A 16766-nucleotide genomic window follows, 5' to 3' on the forward strand; every position below is an offset into this window, starting at 1 on the left:
GAGATCGCTGCATCAGCCGACATTATCAACCACTCTCGTCAGGAGGTCCTCATGTATCGTTCATTACGATTGTTCGCCGGAACTTCCAATTCGACGCTTGCCGCAAATATCAGCCAGCAGTTGGGAGTTGAACTGGGAAAGATCAAGATTTCCCGCTTTCAGAGTGGCGAAGTTTATGTACACTTTGAAGAGAGCATCCGCAATTGCGATGTTTTTCTACTGCAGTCCTTTTCTCACCCGATCAATGAAATGTTCGTAGAGCTGCTGGTGATGATTGATGCCGCAAAGCGTGCTTCCGCCAGAACGATCAATATCATTGTGCCTTACTACGGTTATGCCAGACAGGAACGAAAGTCAGCGCCGCGTGAACCGATATCGGCCAAAATGGTAGCCGATGTGCTGACCACAGCCGGGGCCAACCGCGTGATTACGATTGATCTGCATGCGCCCGCCATTCAAGGTTTCTTCAATATACCGGTGGATCATCTGACTGCACTGGATCTGATTACGGAGTATCTGAAGTCCAAGAATATCGAGAACCCGGTCATCGTATCCCCCGATGCCGGGCGGGCGAAGACAGCCGAGAAGCTCGCAAGCCGCTTGGGATCGCCGTTTGCCATGATGGTCAAGCAGCGTCCTGCCCATAACGAAGCCGTTATCACCCATGTGATTGGGGACGTGGCAGGGCGTACGCCGATTATTATCGAGGACTTGATTGATACCGGAACCACCATCGTGCAAGTGGTCGAAGGTCTTAAGGAACGGGGAGCTAACGATGCCATCGTTTGTGCGACCCATGGGCTCTTCTCCGGTGAAGCGCTAAGCCGTCTGGACCATGCTCACATCGAGGAAATCGTGGTCACAGACTCCATCGTGCTCCCGGATCATCACTGCAAGATGCGGCTTAAGGTGCTGTCTGTTGCGCCCATGTTGGCCCAGGCAACCCACATTATTATCGAGGGCGGATCGATCGCCACTTTATTCAAAGACGCCGGTGTGTAAACTGGTGTCTTTTTTCTGCAAATGACGTTGAAACTTGTGTTATACTGTTGTGGATAGAGGAGCAAGTTAAAGGAGGTGCCTTGCTTTTCGTGAATGGTCATCCATATGGGTCCAGTGACCCCCACAATGTTATATCTATCGAGATGAATGCCAATTTCTTCTTCGATCGCGCGGTTCGTTCGCTTGATCGTTTCCAATATGACAAGGCTCTGAAATATTTTCGCAAAGCTGTTGAATATGAACCGGATAATCCGGTGAATCATTGCAATATGGCGGGTATATTATCAGAGACGGGAGATTATAAAGCTTCCAACGATGTGCTGGCTCACGTTCTGGAGCAGGTTGACCCGTTGATGACGGAGTGCTATTTCTATATGGCGAACAACTACGCCAATATGGAACAGTTCGAGAAAGCGGAAGAAGCGCTTGTCACCTATCTGGAGGAGGATCCCAGCGGTCAGTTTCTGGATGAGGCCGAGGAGATGATGGAGCTGCTTCATTACGAGCTGAATCGTCCTGCCAAGCTGAACCGGATCAAGAGTCGTGAAGGCGTGGTCGAGCATGAGCATGCCCGGGCACTGCTTGAGGAAGGGAAATTCGCACAAGCGGTCAAGCTGTTGGAGGAAATCGTCAAGGATAATCCGGATTTTCTGGCTGCGCGCAACAATCTGGCTCTGGCTTATTATTATATGGGGCGCTTTGATACCGCGAAGCGCACGATTGGCGAGGTGTTGGATCAGGAGCCGGGCAATCTGCACGGTCTATGCAATCTGGCTATCTTCTTTCAGCATGAAGGAAATCAGGAACAGCGCGACCGATTGATGGACATGCTAACGGTAACGGTTCCTTTTCATCAGGAGCATGTATTTAAGCTGGCGACAACGATGGGAATACTGGGGCAGCATGAAATTGCCTACGGTCATTTTCGCCGCTTGTTGAAGGAAGAGGAGTTTAGCGGAGATCCTAGTCTGTATCATTATACGGCTGCTGCGGCTTGCAATAGCGGTTATTATGATAAGGCCGAGAAATATTGGCGGCAAGCATTGAAGCTGGACGGAGACTCGGTGATTCCGAATTTCTATCTGGCACAGCTGCAAAAGCGTAAAGAGACCGGTACGGACCAGATGAAGGTAAGTTATCACTATCATCTTCCATTCGAAGAGCAGTTCAAACGCTGGGAGCATGACGGCGACAAATTGACGGAGGAAGCGAAGCAGAATCCGCTGATTCGATCTTCGTTCTTCTGGGCGCTCCGACATGGCGATCCCCATACCAAGCTGCAGGTGATCCGGACGCTGGAATTGATTGCCGATGAAGAGGTGCAGCATGCGCTGCAGTCGTTCTTGCAGGAGCCGGGAGAGGATGCGGAGCTGAAGGATGCCGCCCGCCTGGTACTCCAGCAGATGGAGGCCGCAAGCAATCGGCTGAAGGAACGCCGCGACGATCGCGATGTATCCAGCAGCAAGACCCGCGAGGTGCTGCCGGATTGGCTGCCTTCCTGGAAAGCGGTGCTGGAGAAGGCAGAGCAGACGATGGACATGCGGGTAGACGCTTTTTGGAAAAAAGAGATGGAGAATCTCTGGTCCGATTTCCTAAGCCGGCTGTATCCTGATATTCCGAACATTCGGAATGTGGAGGGCTGGGCAGCGGCATTGGAATATCTGACGGCCAAGAAGCGCGGACGAACCCTGACCTATGAACAGGTGGCTGTCCGTTATGGTATATCGCCATCAACCGTTAGCCGTTACGCACGTCAAATGGATAGCGTATGTGAAACGAAAGCACAGCCGGATGATAATTTTCGGCCATTTACGGAAAACATTTAAGTAAGAACCCATATTCGGATACTTAGGAGACCTTGGTACATGAAGATTCCATAAGTCCAGAATAGAATGAAGCACGCAACAAAAATCGACACCTTAAAGGAGGCCGTATCTATGTACAAATCAATCGTAATCGGAACAGGACCTGCCGGATTGACGGCAGCCATCTACTTGGCACGCGCGAACTTGAAGCCGCTCGTTATCGAAGGAATGCAGCCGGGCGGTCAACTTACGACAACGACGGAGGTTGAGAACTTCCCTGGATTTCCGCAAGGAATCATGGGTCCTGAGCTGATGGATAATATGCGTCAACAAGCGGAGCGCTTCGGTGCGGAGTTCAAGAGTGCCTGGGTCGAGTCCGTTGATTTCTCCGAGCGTCCGTTCAAGGTGAATGTCGAGGGCATGGGCGAGCTTCTGGCTGAGTCCGTGATTATCTCGACAGGAGCTTCCGCGAAGTATCTTGGAATTCCGGGAGAGCAGGAGAACGTTGGCCGCGGCGTAAGCACATGCGCAACATGCGACGGATTCTTCTTCCGCGGGAAAAAGATCATTGTCATCGGCGGCGGCGACTCCGCGATGGAGGAAGCCAGCTTCTTGACGCGTTTTGCTTCCAGCGTAACGGTAGTGAACCGTCGTACCGAACTGCGTGCATCCAAGATCATGCAGGATCGCGCACGTGAGAACGAGAAGATCCAGTGGGCTCTGGACCGTACGCCGGTTGAGGTGGTTACCAGCGAAACCGGTGTTAAGGGGCTAAAGGTCCGCAACAACGAGACCGGAGAAGATGAACTGATTGAAGCGGAAGGCGTGTTCGTGGCGATCGGCCATACGCCGAACACGGGCTTCCTTGGCAATCAGATTACAACCGATCCGACCGGCTACATCCTGGTTAAACCGGGTACGACGGAGACGAACATCCCGGGCGTATTCGCCTGTGGTGACGTTCAGGATACGCGTTACCGTCAAGCGATTACGGCTGCAGGCACAGGCTGTATGGCCGCTATGGACTGTGAGAAATATCTCGAGGGTCATATGGTGCATGACTGGAGCGAAACGCTGAATAAATAATCCCTATCTTTTTGAGGGATGATATGTAAATTAGAAAAAGCCTCTGAGCTATACAGCTGACGGTATTGGCGAGAATAACATCTCGTAAAAACCTGTCTTGTGTAGCCCGGGGCTTTTTTGCTGAGGTTAGAGACTTAATGCCTTGTTGGCATTTTTCACGTCATTCTCCAGCAGCTGCTTCAAATTGTAAGATGGATACAGACCGCGCGCATACATAAAATAGAAGACCTTCCCGTGCAGCTCAATGGCTTTGTTCAACTGCTTCTGCAGGGTTTCTCTTACGCTAGGCGTTGCGGCTTCGGTAATGGCAATAGCGTAGCTGCGGACAGAGGTTTTGGCAAAGCCCAAGAGATGGCCAGCGTAATACGCCGTCATATCGGCACCGGAAAGACTACGGGTTCCGGTTGGGGCTTCCGAATAGTAAGGTAAAAGCTCTCGTAAGTTTTGTTCTACTCCTTGGATCGCCTCGGTGTATAGTCCATGGAGCTGAGGATCTTTAATATCATGCAATGACATTTTGAACCCCATCAGGTGGTTAGCCTGAAAGGCGGTTAATTCATGAATCTCCAGCGTTTCATGCCAAGCAAGATGCCTCGGGTTTTGACTCATGCTCAATAGATTCTCCTCCATAATCAATATGCGATAGCCTATTCACCGAATGAAGGAGTGGTGCATAGCCCAGCCCCGAAACCTTACAAATCTAACGACAACCGCACCATGTCGCGCAGCAGCATGCCGTTCTCATAGATTTCCTCTTCGTAATGACGGACAAAAAAGTCCCGATCGATGCCTGTCATCCGAAATCCGCATTTCTGATACAGCGCCAGCTGCGCCACGCCGGTACTCCCTGTGCCAACTTCAATCGTTGCATATCCCAGCTCTCGTGCTTGCCCGATGGCATGATTCACGAGCTGTTTGCCATATCCCTGGCCGTGCAGATTCTCGCTTACGGCAACGTTAACCAGCTCGATCGTATCGGGCCTTGTCGGCAGCAGAACGTAGACCCCGATTGGATGCGAGTCCTCTTCAGCCACATAGCAATGACCTCGTTTTACATAGTCCTCTACAAGCCTGATCGACGGGTCTGCAAGGAGCAGCAGGTCCATAGGGGGTTTTTCATGAGTATTCAGCTTTCTAATGTTCACGAGCGTTCTCCCTTATTATCATCTATAGTGATTTTAAAACAGGTTTATTGTAACATGCCTGGGCACTGAATTCCTGAATTTGGATGATTTCAACTGGCGGTTGAATTCTTCCGGGATTCAAAGATCGGGTTATTGTGTGCCCCGTGCAGGCCCCCTACAATGTGGTTATATAGGAGTGTGATACGTATGAGAGACATGTTAGCCAAAAATATTCATCGTTACCGCAAAGAACGGGGGTTTACGCAGGAGGGATTGGCCCACAAGCTGGGCGTTACGTTCCAGGCGGTATCCAAATGGGAAACGGGACAGACCATGCCCGATATTGCGCTGCTTCCCGAGCTCTCACTGCTGCTTGATGTCAGCATCGATAAGTTGTTTGGTTATTCTGGGGCGGGCAAGCCGATCAGCATATATGAAGAGGAGTATAAAACACCAGGGTACTATTGGGGCACGGAGCCGAACGCAGCCTGTTATCAGGTGCTTGAAATGATCCCGCCCACAAGAAGGGTAAAGCTGCTGGATATCGGGTGCGGTGAAGGGAAGGATGCCGTGTTTTTTGCCCGTAACGGCTATGATGTCACAGCATTCGACATTTCGGATGCGGGGATTGAGAAAACGAAGCGATTGGCCGATCACATCGGGGTTCACGTGAACGTATTCAAGGCGGATATTTCCGATTACCGTCTGGACTCGGAGTTTGACGTGCTGTATTCCAGCGGCGTGCTGCATTATATCCGACCCGAGTATCGTGAAGAGATCTTTGCGAATTATAAAAAATTCACGTCGGCAGAGGGACTTCATTGCCTTAATGTGTTCGTACAAAAGCCGTTCATTGCGCCTCCTCCCGAGGATGAGCCGTACGCTTACGACTGGAGGTCCGGGGAGCTTATGATGCATTATCACGATTGGTTGATTCACAGCTGCCCTGAGGTGATTTTTGATTGCAATTCGTCGGGTATACCGCACCGTCATGCGATGAGTAAGTTGATTGCACAGAAGGCGTAAGGAAGGCGACTTGAAAAGCCGAGTATAGACGGTTACCAATCCGGGTACGGCAAGAATGGTAATCCACCAACGAGAAGATGATGCTGGAGAGCTAACGATTAGCATCAAGCATCATCACAACCGCCAATTTGGCGGTTTTCTTAAGATATCAGAAAGTATACACTTCGAAGCTTGTGACTTCCTGATATCGCAAGAAAAACTTCTTCTAACTGCGGTCTGTCATCTGTGAAGGTGCGTCGATAGACGTTTTTCTTGCTTGTTGGTATAAATATGAGGATTGTTAACATAGCGGCTCCTTCCCGGACATACATAAGGGTGTAGGATTAATATTGGCATGGGAGGTCTTTCATGAACAACCATAACAATCTTGGTTATCCAGCGCCGTCTGCGGGTTATGCACCGGGTTACTATGCCTATCCCCCGCCCCAACCTATACCGCCGTATTACGCGCCGCGTACCCCGGAAATTCCGCAGCCAGCCCACTACGCAGCGCTGGTTGAACCGGTATTTATTGAGCATCTGCTGCGGCATAAAGGAGCCAAGGTGGTCATCATGACCACCGCGGGGAAAGTCGATGGGATCTTATCCGGCGTTGCGGTGGACCATCTCCAATTGACGGTCGGGGATCATAAGGCGCTGCACATTCGGTTAGCCGAGGTGGTATACTTCGAAGGCGTTCCGTACTAATAAACAGGTGAGCAAAAATAGTTTAAACGGAAAATTACCGGCTGGAAAGGAAGGATTAGGCCGGCAAATCGCCAATTCATACAATACAGATCCGAAGGCGTTCCGATGGGGACGTCTTTATTCTATTGAACTGAGGCCGACCGATTGGATGGGTCGGTGTGGAGGAACGATGAAAAAAGTACGCATTCCATTCGACATCATGACGCTGCCTGTCAGCTTGCAGCCATATATCCAGACAGCTGTCGTCTATGACAGCAGCTCCTCGGAACAGGCCAGAACCCTGTACATCGAGGGAGCGAACCAATCGATGTTTTTAAAGATAACGAAACGGGATGAACTTATGAGAGAAGGGTTGATGTCGGATTATTTACACGGAAAAGGCCTGGCTCCCAAGGTGCTGGCTTATGAGCAGCATGGCGAGAACGATTACCTGCTCACCGTTGCGCTGCAAGGGGAAGATGGAGTGTCCGGAGGTCATCTGAAGGATCCGAAGAGGCTGGCTTCCGTGTTCGGGGAGAGTTTGCGTTATCTCCATTCTGTATCTGCAACTGATTGTCCCTTTCCGAATCGAACGGCTGAACTTGTCCAGGAGTATCAGGAAGGCATCATGAACAAAATGGAAGATGTCAAAGGGTTTCCGGGTGGAAGAGAACAGGCCCTATTATGCCTTGAGAAGCTGCAGGGAACGGCTGATCATGATGTGCTGCTCCACGGCGATTATTGCCTGCCGAATTTGATTATGAGAGATTTCCAGCTTGAAGGTTTTATCGATCTGGGCAATGGCGGGATCGGGGACCTTCATTACGATCTCTATTGGGGAATATGGACGCTGCGATATAACCTGGGGAGCGATGACTACCAGGATATTTTTCTCGACCATTACGGTCGGAACGATTTTGATCCGGAGAGATTGGCGTTATGGACCGCATTGACGGATCGTATCTAGGGTGGAAAGGAAGATGCACATGAATTCATATCATATTCGAGTCGCTGGCCGGGAGGATGAATCCTTTTTGCGGGAAATGCTGTATGAGTCTCTGTATGTGCCCGAGGGAGAGGAGCCTTTTAGCCGAGACATACTCGAAGAGCCGTTCATGAAAAAATACGTGGAGGACTGGGGGCGAGCGGGCGATCTGGGCTACATTGCCGTGAATGCCGCAGGCAAGCCGGCAGGCTCGATTACCATCCGTTATTTTGATGAAGGGAACAAGGGGTTCGGTTACGTGAGCGATGACATCCCGGAGCTGGGCATGGCGCTGCTGCCGGAATCCCGCGGGCAGGGGCTTGGAACGGCCCTGATGAAGGAATTGTTCAGAGGAATGAAGGAGCAGGGGATTCAAAAGGTATCGTTAAGCGTCGCTCCGGAGAATACAGCAGCTATGAAATTATATGAGCGTTTCGGATTTCAAGAGGTAGGCATGAGCGGAACCTCTATCACGATGGTTGCGGATGTCATCTGAGACACGGGAATTGGATGATCTAATAAGGAAGATGGGGGATTACGATGCTGGTGTACGAGGCAGGGCCGATAACGGTTCGCGAGCTGGAGGAGAAAGATGAATGGTCCTTAGCTTCTTGGCTGTCCAATCCGGATGTGCTGCAGTATTATGGGGGGCGGGACCATCCTCACGACGTGGAGCGGGTGCGGGAGCATTTTTACGTGGATGATGATGAGACTCGCTGCATCATTGAATATGAGGGGAAGCCGATCGGGTATATCCAGTTCTATCTTTTGGATGAAAAGACGTTAGGCGAGTATGGGTATGATGGGAGTGATTCGGGCGGAAGAACATTTGCCACGGATCAATTCATCGGGGAGCCGGATTATTGGAACCGAGGCATCGGTACGAAGCTCGTGACTTCCATGGTGGATTATCTCGTGTTTCAGAGGCAGGCCGATCGGATCGTAATGGACCCGCAGGCTTGGAATGAACGGGCGATTGCCTGCTACGAGAAGTGCGGTTTCCGGAAGGTCAGGCTGCTGGAGAAGCATGAACAGCATGAGGGAGAACTGCGGGACTGCTGGATTATGGAGTATCGGGCGGAGCGAAACTAAATAGATTGGGCATTGAAGGGATGGGCCTAAGCGGCTGAGTTTTCAGTGTAGGTAAGAAGCAAAAGAGTACGGTCCTAGGGGATACCGTACTCTTTTGCTCTTTTTCTTTAAAATACTCATATCATTAGTAACCGTTAGCGGTATTCCCTTGGGATTCGGCGCGCTACCCCGGTTCGGATGGCTGCCTGGATGACAAGGTCCCGGATGCCGCTGACGACTTGCTGGTTGAATACACTCGGAATGATGTAATGCCGGCTCCGTTCCTTGTCCGTGACCGCCGAAGCAATAGCTTCGGCCGCGGCGAGCTTCATCTCCTCGTTGATGGTGGAGGCTCTGCAGTCCAGGGCGCCGCGGAAAATTCCCGGAAAGCATAACACGTTGTTGATCTGGTTCGGATAATCCGATCTTCCCGTTGCAATGACGCCTGCGATATCCTCGGCCTCCTCCGGCAGAATCTCCGGGATCGGATTGGCCATCGCGAAGACGATAGGATGCTCTGCCATCGCTTGAACATCCGCCCTCTTCAGGATTCCGCCGGCAGACAAGCCGATAAACACGTCGGCGCCTTGGATGACGTTTTGGAGTGATCCGGAACGCCGTTCGGGGTTGGTATGGCTGGCGTACCACTGCCACATGGCATGGTCATACGTCTGATCAGCGGTCAGCGCGCCGAGGCGATCGACGCCGATGATGTTCTTCACGCCCGCTGACATAAGTATTTTGCTGCAGGCTATGCCGGCGGCGCCAATGCCGCAGACGACAACCTTCAGATTATCCACGGATTTACCGACGACCTTCAGCGCATTGATCAAGGCTGCATACAGGACGACGGCAGTTCCGTGCTGGTCGTCATGGAACACCGGGATGTCCAATTCCTCGCGGAGGCGCTGCTCAATCTCAAAGCATCGCGGCGAGGAGATATCCTCCAGATTGATACCGCCAAACGCGGGAGCGATCGCTTTGATCGCCGTAATGATGCCCTCGGTATCCTGCGTATCCAGGCAGATCGGGAAGGAGTCCACGTCTGCCAGCTGCTTGAAGAGCATCGACTTGCCTTCCATCACCGGCATGGCCGCATAGGGGCCGATATTGCCAAGCCCCAGGACGGCGCTGCCGTCGGAGATTACGGCCACGGTGTTGCGCTTTACGGTTAGCGTAAAGGCCTTGCGGGGCTCTTCGTGAATGGCCATGCACACGCGCGCGACATCCGGGGTGTACACGCGGGAGAGGTCGGCGCGGTTCTGGATCGGCGCTTTCAGCTTGGTCTCGATCTTTCCTCCCAAGTGCAGCAGGAAGGTGCGATCAGATAGATGCAGCAGCTGAACGCCGGACATGCTGCGAATGCGCTCGGCAATAATGTCGATGTCGACGGTGTCCATCACGGTGATGGTAACGTCTCGAATCGTGGCATGCTTGCTCGTCTGAATGACGTCAATGGCGACGATATCGCCGCCTGCCTCGAAGATGGCGGCCGCGACTTGGCCGAAGTTGGCTTCTTCCATATGCATTTCGATTCTTGCGATGACACTTTTGCCGCCTAATTTGCTGGTATTCATGACTGCCTCCTTGGCCTACGATATACGTATGATGGTTAGCCTTCTTCGTTCACGACAACTTCCTTGCCTCTTCGCTTGAGCAGAATCGGAACGATAATCCAGAACAGGGCGATGATGAGGAATGTCAGCGACATCGGCTTCTGCAGGAAGATCATAAAGTCGCCGTTGGATGTGGTCAGCGCCCGGCGCATATTGTTCTCGATCATGGGACCCAGCACGAGTCCGAGCACCAGCGGCGCGAGCGGAAAGTCATTGCGGGCCAGCAGGAAGCCGGCAATGCCGCAGATGAGCAGGAGGACCAGGTCGAAGATCTGTGCTTGAACGGCGTAAACGCCGAAGATGGAGATGGCAATAATGATCGGAATGAGATATTTGGCCGGGGTCTGGATGACCTTGGCGAAAACCTTGACCAGCGGCATGTTCAGCACGAGCAGAAGCAGGTTGCCGATAAGCATGCTGGCGATCAGTCCCCATGCAACCTGTGGGTGCTCTTCGAACAGCAGCGGGCCTGGCTGGATGTTGTACATGATGAGCGCCCCCATCAGGATGGCAGTTGTCCCGGAGCCTGGAATGCCAAGCGTCAGCAGCGGGATCATAGCGCCTCCTGATGCCGCATTGTTGGCCGATTCGGGTGCAGCCACGCCAGCGATGTTGCCTTTGCCGAAGGATTCCGGATGCTTGCTGACCTTTTTCTCAACGATATAACTGAAAAAGGAAGCAAGCGTTGCGCCAGCGCCCGGCAGAATACCGATAAAGAAGCCGAGGATCGAGCCTCGGGCAATCGGTCCCGCGCTATCCTTCAGGTCTTGGCGTGTCGGCAGGATGCGGCCGATCTTGGAAGTTGGACCTGCTGCGTAGTCTCTCTCCAGAATGGATTTAAACACTTCGCCAAGGGCAAACAAACCGACGGCAATCGTTAGAAATTCCAGTCCGGAGTACAGGATGGGGATATCAAAGGTGAACCGGGCGACGCCGGATACGGTATCCATGCCGATGGTAGCAAGCAGCAGACCGAATACGGTCATAATAAGTGCCTTCGTGATCGATTTGCCTGCAAGTCCGCTTACTGCACAGAGTCCCAGCAGCATGAGCGAGAAATAATCAGCTGGCCCGAATTTAATGGCTACATTGGATAATGGCTCCGCCAGTGCGATCAATGCCACAAGCGCGAAGAGCCCGGCTGCGAACGAGCCGATCGCAGCGATGGACAAGGCAGGGCCTGCCCTGCCTTGCTTCGCCATCTGGTAGCCGTCCAGCGTCGTAACGACAGACGAGGACTCTCCCGGCGTGTTCAGCAGAATCGAAGTTGTAGATCCGCCATACATAGCTCCGTAATAGACGCCTGCCAGCAGAATAATCGAGCTGGTTGCTGCCGCTTCCGCCGGCAAGCCGCTAGTCATGGAGGCGGTGACGGGGATCAGAAGCGCGACGCCGCTCATCGGACCGATGCCGGGAAGGACCCCGACCGAAGTGCCGATCAGCACGCCTAAAAAGGCGAAGAGCAGATTATGCCACTGCAAGGCGGTCATAAAGCCATCCGCCAAATAATCCAGAACGTTCATTGTAGATTCCTCCCATGCTCATGATAGCCAAGACGGGAAGCCCGGCATGGAGCCTTCCAGCAAGATAACAAAGATGACGTACACGCCGCCGGAGAACAGCGCGGAGATTAGAATGGATTTCAGCCACTTGCCTCGTTCCAGCGTCTGAAACGCAAACAGGAGGAACAGGAAGGTACCGATGATATATCCGATGAATTCCAGGAAATAAGCATAGAGAAAGGCTGCCGCAAAAATCATGAAGAACCTTCTGTAGTCCAGTTTCTCTGTATGGTTCTCCGTCGGCTTGGCTTTCAGGGCTTCATAAAACAAACGAATGCTGAGCAGCACAAGCGCCAGGCCGAGGCCGAACGGGAATATGTTAGGGCCGACGGTGCTTCCGTACGCGGATGAGCTGATCTTGGCGCTCTGCCACATAAAGCCGATGCCAAGGAGCAGGAATACGATGCTGGCGTAACGGTCAAACGTTCTGTTCAAGGTTGACACCTCCTCAAGATGAAACGGGAGAGGGAGTGTGCGCCACCCCCTCATTCCAAGGCGTTACTTCTGCATGCCTAGAGCCGTAAGCAGCTCCTGCACGTCTTGTTCTTGCTCTTCAAGGAAGGCCTTGAAGTCAGCGGCGTTACGATACTCACTAGCCCAATCGTTAGCAACGAGCTCTTGCTGCCATACTGCGTTCTCGGAGAGGTCCTTCAGCGTTTTATCCCAGAAGGCCAACTGCTCTTCCGTCAGTCCCTTCGGACCGAATACACCGCGCCAAATGGTGAATTCGGCGTCCAGACCGAGCTCCTTCAGGGTCGGTACATCCGCGAAGTCTCCGCCGAGTCGTTCGCTTGAAGTAACGGCCAGGATCTTGATCTTGCCGGCCTTCAAGTAGCTGCCGAGCGAAGAGATGTCCGTGCCGATCGCATCGGCATTGTTGCCGAGGAGTGCCGCGATGGCCTCGCCGCCGCCATCATAGGATAAGTACTTCACGGTTCTCGGATCCACGCCCGACTTGAATGCAGGCAGAACGCTGATCAAATGGTCCATCGAGCCCGGAGCGGAACCGCCCGCTAGTGTGACGGAGGTCGGATCGGCTTTGATCGCGTCGATCAGCGATTGCAGATCGGTGAATTTGGAGTTTGCCGGTACGGCAATCGCTCCGAAGTCTTTGGTCATTTGGGCGAGCGGCGTCACGTCCTTGTAGCCGAATGGACTGTTCCCTTCTTTTTTCAGATTGTTAATTAGAATAGGCGGGGAGCTGACGAACAGCTTGTAGGGGTCTTCGTTGTCTTTAGCTACGTATTCCGCGAGAAACACGGTTCCGCCGCCGCCAGGCTTGTTCTCAACGGTCATCGTCTGTTCGATAAGCTTGGTTTCCGTTAATACCTTGGTGAGAGATCGGGCGGTTTTGTCCCATCCGCCGCCCGCCCCTGAAGGTGCGGTCACGATAAATGGTTTTTTCGGATATTCGCCTGTGCTGCTTCCGGAAGTACTGCAGGCTGTCAGGCTCATCGCCAGGACAAGCGCAGCGGTTATGATTTTTATGCCGTTTCGTTTAAGCATGGATAAATTCCTCCTTATCGTTGACCGAGAGTTCACAATATCTGTAAGCGCTTACTTAATGAAGTTCCTTCATACTATCATCGAGCGTCTGGCTTGAATAGAATTGCGACATAAGTTGAAAAAACTTCATTTCGCTAATTTTGTTCATAAAATTTACGGCTGATTTTTTTACAGGACTATGTTAGAGGTATGATCTAGAATACAATAGGAAAATCAGAGACATGTGTGTTTAGGCGACCATGCGGATGGGGGAGATTGAATGCGTTTACAGACGAGGCTTATTCTGCTTATTGGCACCCTGTTGTTTGCCGTCATTGTCGCCTTGACCTTCAGTTTTGAGCGACTGCTCGTAACGACGCTGGAGAAGAGCATCGGCGCTTCGGCATTAAAGCTGGCGAAGGCCGTGGCGGAAATGGACGTCATTCAGGATGCGTTCGAGGAGGAGAACCCGTCTGCCATTATTCAGCCCGTCGTGGAGGAAATCCGGCTGGAGACAGACGCCGAGTATATCGTCATCGGTAACCGTGAAGGGATCCGGTATGCGCATCCTCTTGCCGATCGGATCGGCAAAGAGATGGTCGGAGGCGACAACGGCCCGGTATTGGAGGGCATGAGCATCATATCGAAGGCGAATGGCTCCATGGGGCCCTCGCTCCGGGGGAAGACGCCGATTTACAATGACAAGAACGAAATCATCGGCATCGTATCGGTCGGCATTCTAATGAGAGATATCGAGACATCGGCACAATCGTACCGCAATCGAGTCCTGTTCTTTGCGGGAATTGCATTAATCCTGGGGTGCGGCGGCGCTATATGGATATCGTCCAGCGTCAAGCGATCCATTCACGGGCTGGAGCCGAAGGAAATCGGCTTATTGTACCAAGAGAAACGCGCGATTCTGGAAACGATTCATGAAGGCATTATCGCCGTTAATCGGGAGGGCATGGTAACCCTGGCCAACCATACAGCGATGATGCTGATTGATCCGGCGGAGCGAAAGGCGATCGCCGGGCAGTATATTCAGGATGTCATCCCGGGCACCCGATTGCTGGAGGTTATGCAGACCGGGGTAGCGGAGAAGGATCAGGAGATGGTCATTAACGATCATGCGGTTGTGGTGAACCGACTGCCTATCTATGATCATGAACATCGGATTGTAGGGGCAGTCTCCAGCTTCCGCAATAAATCCGAGCTTCTGCGCCTGACCGAAGAGCTTACGCAGGTGAAGAGATATACGGAAGCGCTGCGCGCGCAGACGCATGAATATTCCAACAAGCTCTATACGATTTACGGTCTGATTCAGCTGGAATCATATCAGGAGGCGATGGATCTGATTACGCATGAGACCGATGTGCATCAGAACCTCATTCAATTTCTGCTGCAAGAGATACCGGACCCTATCATCGGTGGTATTCTCATCGGAAAGTTTAATCGCGGAAGCGAGTTGAGAGTGAAGGTGGAGATCGACCGGAGCAGTTCCTTCAAAGACATCCCCGGTCATATTAGCCGGAACCAGTTGGTCACCATTATCGGTAATCTGATCGACAACGCCATGGAGGCGGCATTGGGATCCAAATCGGATAACAGATGGGTAAGAGTAGAGTTACACGACAAGGATCATGAATTAATGATCGAAGTATCCGACAGCGGGAACGGTATTGCCGAGAATGATACGGATCGTTTGTTTGAGCTGGGTTACTCCACCAAAGGGGAGCACAATCGGGGCTTTGGCCTATCTATCGTTAACGGGACCGTACAGCAATTGCATGGTACGATTGCTTACCGTAACGCACCTGAGGGCGGGGCGGTATTCACGGTCAAGATTCCAAAAACAAGGGGGGATATCCATGATTCGGGTCGCAATCATTGAGGATGATGTGCGTATTGCCAGCATTAACCAACGGTTCGTAGAGAAGGTAGAGGGCTTCGAGGTCGTCGGCATTGCAACGGATCGGGCCCAGGCGCATGAGCAGCTGGACATTCTGGCACCTGATCTGGTGCTGCTGGATTTGTATTTTCCGGATATGTCGGGACTGGATCTGCTGCAGCATATACAGTGGGGATATCCGAATACCGATGTTATTATCATAACAGCAGCCAAGGAATTCGATACGGTGCGGGAGGCGATTCGCGGTGGGGTGTACGATTTCATGATCAAGCCGGTGGTCTTCGACCGTTTTCAGGAGAAGCTGAAAGCCTACCGGAAATATTACGAGCAGATGAAGCAGCTCGGCGGTGCGAATAAGCAGATCGACCAACAGGGCGTCGACCAGCTGTTATGGCGTTCCGGTGAACGAATGGACAAAGAGACGTATTTTCCGAAAGGCATCGATAAGCTGACAAGCGAGAAGATCCTGTCCTACATCGAGGAGTCGGAGGATGTGTGGACCGCGGAGGAGCTGGGTAAGCGCGGCGGCTTTAGCCGTACTACTGCTAGAAGGTACCTGGAGTACTTCGTAGAGAAAGGCGTGCTGATAGCGGATATTTCATACGGCACGGTAGGCAGGCCGGAACGGGTGTACCGGAGAGCGTAGGGTTAATTAAATTACCGGATGCGAGACTGGGATATTCCGCCTAGACTTGCAGCTGCATATCGCTTGGATTCTTTCCTTGGTTTCGAAATTTATAGAAAGGAGGGAGTGACGCGATGATTACCACCGTTGTTTTTGATTTGGACGGGACGCTGCTTGACCGCGACACGTCATTGGTTCATTTCGTTCAAGATCAGTATGATCGTCTAGCGCTCCATGGAGGTTTAGTTGTGGGCAGAGATGAGTACGTAAGACGGTTTGTCGAGCTTGATCGCAGAGGTTATGTATGGAAGGACCAAGTATATCGTCAGCTAACCGAGGAGTTTGCGCTCCCCCTGGGTTGGGAAGCTCTGCTGCGGGATTACATATCGGGGTTTCAACAACATTGCGTCGGTTTTCCCCATTTGCATGAAATGTTAGCTTACTTGAGGAGTAAAGGGATAAAGCTCGGACTGATCTCCAATGGGTACGGCGATTTTCAATACAGCAATATCAGGGGACTTGGCATTGAGCCTTAATTTGATATGATCGCGATTTCCGAGTGGGAAGGTTTACGTAAGCCGGATCCTAGGATTTTCCTCCATACATTACATCGGCTTGAATCAAAGGCCGAAGAATCGATCTATGTTGGAGACCATCCGGACAATGACGTAACTGCAAGCCGGCGTATCGGCATGAAGGGCATCTGGAAGCGGGATCCCTATTATGATCAGGACTTCGCCAAGGATGGGGAGATTACCGATTTGCTTGAGATTATCGATTATTTGAAAAATTGAACAACCATTT

The 16766-nt window shown here is 52.1% G+C and carries 16 protein-coding genes and 1 pseudogene; 11 read left to right on the top strand and 6 right to left on the bottom strand.

Translation table 11 applies throughout. The features are described from left to right. Positions 1–51: 51 nt before the first annotated feature. The 3 genes from OHJ21_RS20750 (at position 52) to trxB (ending at position 3893) form a co-directional block, all read left to right on the top strand. The gene (locus OHJ21_RS20750) at positions 52–1002 is read left to right on the top strand and encodes a ribose-phosphate diphosphokinase (protein WP_486021066.1); all 951 of its coding nucleotides are present in this window, start codon (positions 52–54) and stop codon (positions 1000–1002) included. Between the two features lie 89 nt (positions 1003–1091). Next, positions 1092–2828, top strand: a complete 1737-nt coding sequence (locus OHJ21_RS20755) for a tetratricopeptide repeat protein (protein ID WP_411829505.1) — start codon at positions 1092–1094, stop codon at positions 2826–2828. Between the two features lie 111 nt (positions 2829–2939). Continuing rightward, positions 2940–3893, top strand: coding sequence for a thioredoxin-disulfide reductase (gene trxB / locus OHJ21_RS20760; RefSeq protein WP_076326141.1), 954 nt, complete (start codon positions 2940–2942; stop codon positions 3891–3893). 126 nt (positions 3894–4019) lie between these two features. On the opposite strand, the gene OHJ21_RS20765 is transcribed toward trxB, so the two are convergent. After that, positions 4020–4502, bottom strand: coding sequence for a spore coat protein (locus tag OHJ21_RS20765; RefSeq protein ID WP_394057512.1), 483 nt, complete (start codon positions 4500–4502; stop codon positions 4020–4022). A gap of 83 nt (positions 4503–4585) precedes the next feature. Then, positions 4586–5038 (bottom strand): GNAT family N-acetyltransferase, encoded by a 453-nt coding sequence (locus tag OHJ21_RS20770; protein ID WP_100539548.1) that lies wholly within the window; start codon positions 5036–5038, stop codon positions 4586–4588. A 186-nt stretch (positions 5039–5224) separates the two neighbouring features. Here OHJ21_RS20770 and OHJ21_RS20775 point away from each other — a divergent pair, with 186 nt between their 5' ends. From OHJ21_RS20775 to OHJ21_RS20795, 5 genes are all read left to right on the top strand, one after another. After that, a complete protein-coding gene (locus OHJ21_RS20775) occupies positions 5225–6043 on the top strand; it encodes a methyltransferase domain-containing protein (protein ID WP_100539549.1) in 819 nt (272 codons plus the stop codon). A gap of 348 nt (positions 6044–6391) precedes the next feature. Next, on the top strand, positions 6392–6730 hold the full coding sequence (locus tag OHJ21_RS20780) for a DUF2642 domain-containing protein (protein ID WP_100539550.1): 339 nt from the start codon (positions 6392–6394) through the stop codon (positions 6728–6730). Positions 6731–6899: 169 nt separating this feature from the next. Further along, entirely contained in the window at positions 6900–7676 is a 777-nt protein-coding gene (locus OHJ21_RS20785) for an aminoglycoside 3'-phosphotransferase (RefSeq protein WP_394057515.1), read from the top strand. 19 nt (positions 7677–7695) lie between these two features. Next, on the top strand, positions 7696–8190 hold the full coding sequence (locus tag OHJ21_RS20790) for a GNAT family N-acetyltransferase (RefSeq protein WP_100539552.1): 495 nt from the start codon (positions 7696–7698) through the stop codon (positions 8188–8190). Positions 8191–8234: 44 nt separating this feature from the next. Beyond that, complete coding sequence (locus OHJ21_RS20795; RefSeq protein WP_486021067.1) at positions 8235–8786, top strand: GNAT family N-acetyltransferase; 552 nt, start codon at positions 8235–8237, stop codon at positions 8784–8786. Positions 8787–8920: 134 nt separating this feature from the next. On the opposite strand, the gene OHJ21_RS20800 is transcribed toward OHJ21_RS20795, so the two are convergent. The 4 genes from OHJ21_RS20800 to OHJ21_RS20815 all read right to left on the bottom strand — a co-directional run bounded on the left by OHJ21_RS20800 (position 8921) and on the right by OHJ21_RS20815 (position 13449). Then, positions 8921–10342, bottom strand: a complete 1422-nt coding sequence (locus OHJ21_RS20800) for an NAD-dependent malic enzyme (protein ID WP_486021068.1) — start codon at positions 10340–10342, stop codon at positions 8921–8923. 35 nt (positions 10343–10377) lie between these two features. Then, on the bottom strand, positions 10378–11904 hold the full coding sequence (locus tag OHJ21_RS20805; RefSeq protein ID WP_486021069.1) for a tripartite tricarboxylate transporter permease: 1527 nt from the start codon (positions 11902–11904) through the stop codon (positions 10378–10380). Between the two features lie 18 nt (positions 11905–11922). After that, a complete protein-coding gene (locus OHJ21_RS20810; RefSeq protein ID WP_100539556.1) occupies positions 11923–12378 on the bottom strand; it encodes a tripartite tricarboxylate transporter TctB family protein in 456 nt (151 codons plus the stop codon). Positions 12379–12441: 63 nt separating this feature from the next. Beyond that, the gene (locus tag OHJ21_RS20815; protein ID WP_486021070.1) at positions 12442–13449 is read right to left on the bottom strand and encodes a Bug family tripartite tricarboxylate transporter substrate binding protein; all 1008 of its coding nucleotides are present in this window, start codon (positions 13447–13449) and stop codon (positions 12442–12444) included. A gap of 259 nt (positions 13450–13708) precedes the next feature. Here OHJ21_RS20815 and OHJ21_RS20820 point away from each other — a divergent pair, with 259 nt between their 5' ends. The 3 genes and pseudogenes from OHJ21_RS20820 to OHJ21_RS20830 all read left to right on the top strand — a co-directional run bounded on the left by OHJ21_RS20820 (position 13709) and on the right by OHJ21_RS20830 (position 16756). Next, the gene (locus OHJ21_RS20820) at positions 13709–15319 is read left to right on the top strand and encodes an ATP-binding protein (RefSeq protein ID WP_486021071.1); all 1611 of its coding nucleotides are present in this window, start codon (positions 13709–13711) and stop codon (positions 15317–15319) included. Then, on the top strand, positions 15297–15983 hold the full coding sequence (locus tag OHJ21_RS20825) for a response regulator (RefSeq protein WP_486021072.1): 687 nt from the start codon (positions 15297–15299) through the stop codon (positions 15981–15983). Before OHJ21_RS20820 ends, OHJ21_RS20825 begins: the two co-directional genes overlap by 23 nt. A 113-nt stretch (positions 15984–16096) precedes the next feature. Next, positions 16097–16756, top strand: a pseudogene (locus OHJ21_RS20830) (HAD family hydrolase). The last annotated feature ends 10 nt before the right edge of the window (positions 16757–16766 follow it).

Origin of the sequence: Virgibacillus sp. LDC1 (assembly GCF_025792345.1) — a bacterium.
Taxonomy (GTDB): Bacteria; Bacillota; Bacilli; order Paenibacillales; family Paenibacillaceae; genus Paenibacillus_AQ; species Paenibacillus_AQ lautus.

Coding starts and splice junctions, on each gene's coding strand:
- OHJ21_RS20750 (WP_486021066.1), top strand. CDS start 52: ATGTATCGTTCATTACGATTGTTCGCCGGAACTTCCAATTCGACGCTT.
- trxB (WP_076326141.1), top strand. CDS start 2,940: ATGTACAAATCAATCGTAATCGGAACAGGACCTGCCGGATTGACGGCA.
- OHJ21_RS20765 (WP_394057512.1), bottom strand. CDS start 4,502: ATGAGTCAAAACCCGAGGCATCTTGCTTGGCATGAAACGCTGGAGATT.
- OHJ21_RS20775 (WP_100539549.1), top strand. CDS start 5,225: ATGAGAGACATGTTAGCCAAAAATATTCATCGTTACCGCAAAGAACGG.
- OHJ21_RS20780 (WP_100539550.1), top strand. CDS start 6,392: ATGAACAACCATAACAATCTTGGTTATCCAGCGCCGTCTGCGGGTTAT.
- OHJ21_RS20785 (WP_394057515.1), top strand. CDS start 6,900: ATGAAAAAAGTACGCATTCCATTCGACATCATGACGCTGCCTGTCAGC.
- OHJ21_RS20790 (WP_100539552.1), top strand. CDS start 7,696: ATGAATTCATATCATATTCGAGTCGCTGGCCGGGAGGATGAATCCTTT.
- OHJ21_RS20795 (WP_486021067.1), top strand. CDS start 8,235: ATGCTGGTGTACGAGGCAGGGCCGATAACGGTTCGCGAGCTGGAGGAG.
- OHJ21_RS20800 (WP_486021068.1), bottom strand. CDS start 10,342: ATGAATACCAGCAAATTAGGCGGCAAAAGTGTCATCGCAAGAATCGAA.
- OHJ21_RS20805 (WP_486021069.1), bottom strand. CDS start 11,904: ATGAACGTTCTGGATTATTTGGCGGATGGCTTTATGACCGCCTTGCAG.
- OHJ21_RS20815 (WP_486021070.1), bottom strand. CDS start 13,449: ATGCTTAAACGAAACGGCATAAAAATCATAACCGCTGCGCTTGTCCTG.
- OHJ21_RS20820 (WP_486021071.1), top strand. CDS start 13,709: ATGCGTTTACAGACGAGGCTTATTCTGCTTATTGGCACCCTGTTGTTT.
- OHJ21_RS20825 (WP_486021072.1), top strand. CDS start 15,297: ATGATTCGGGTCGCAATCATTGAGGATGATGTGCGTATTGCCAGCATT.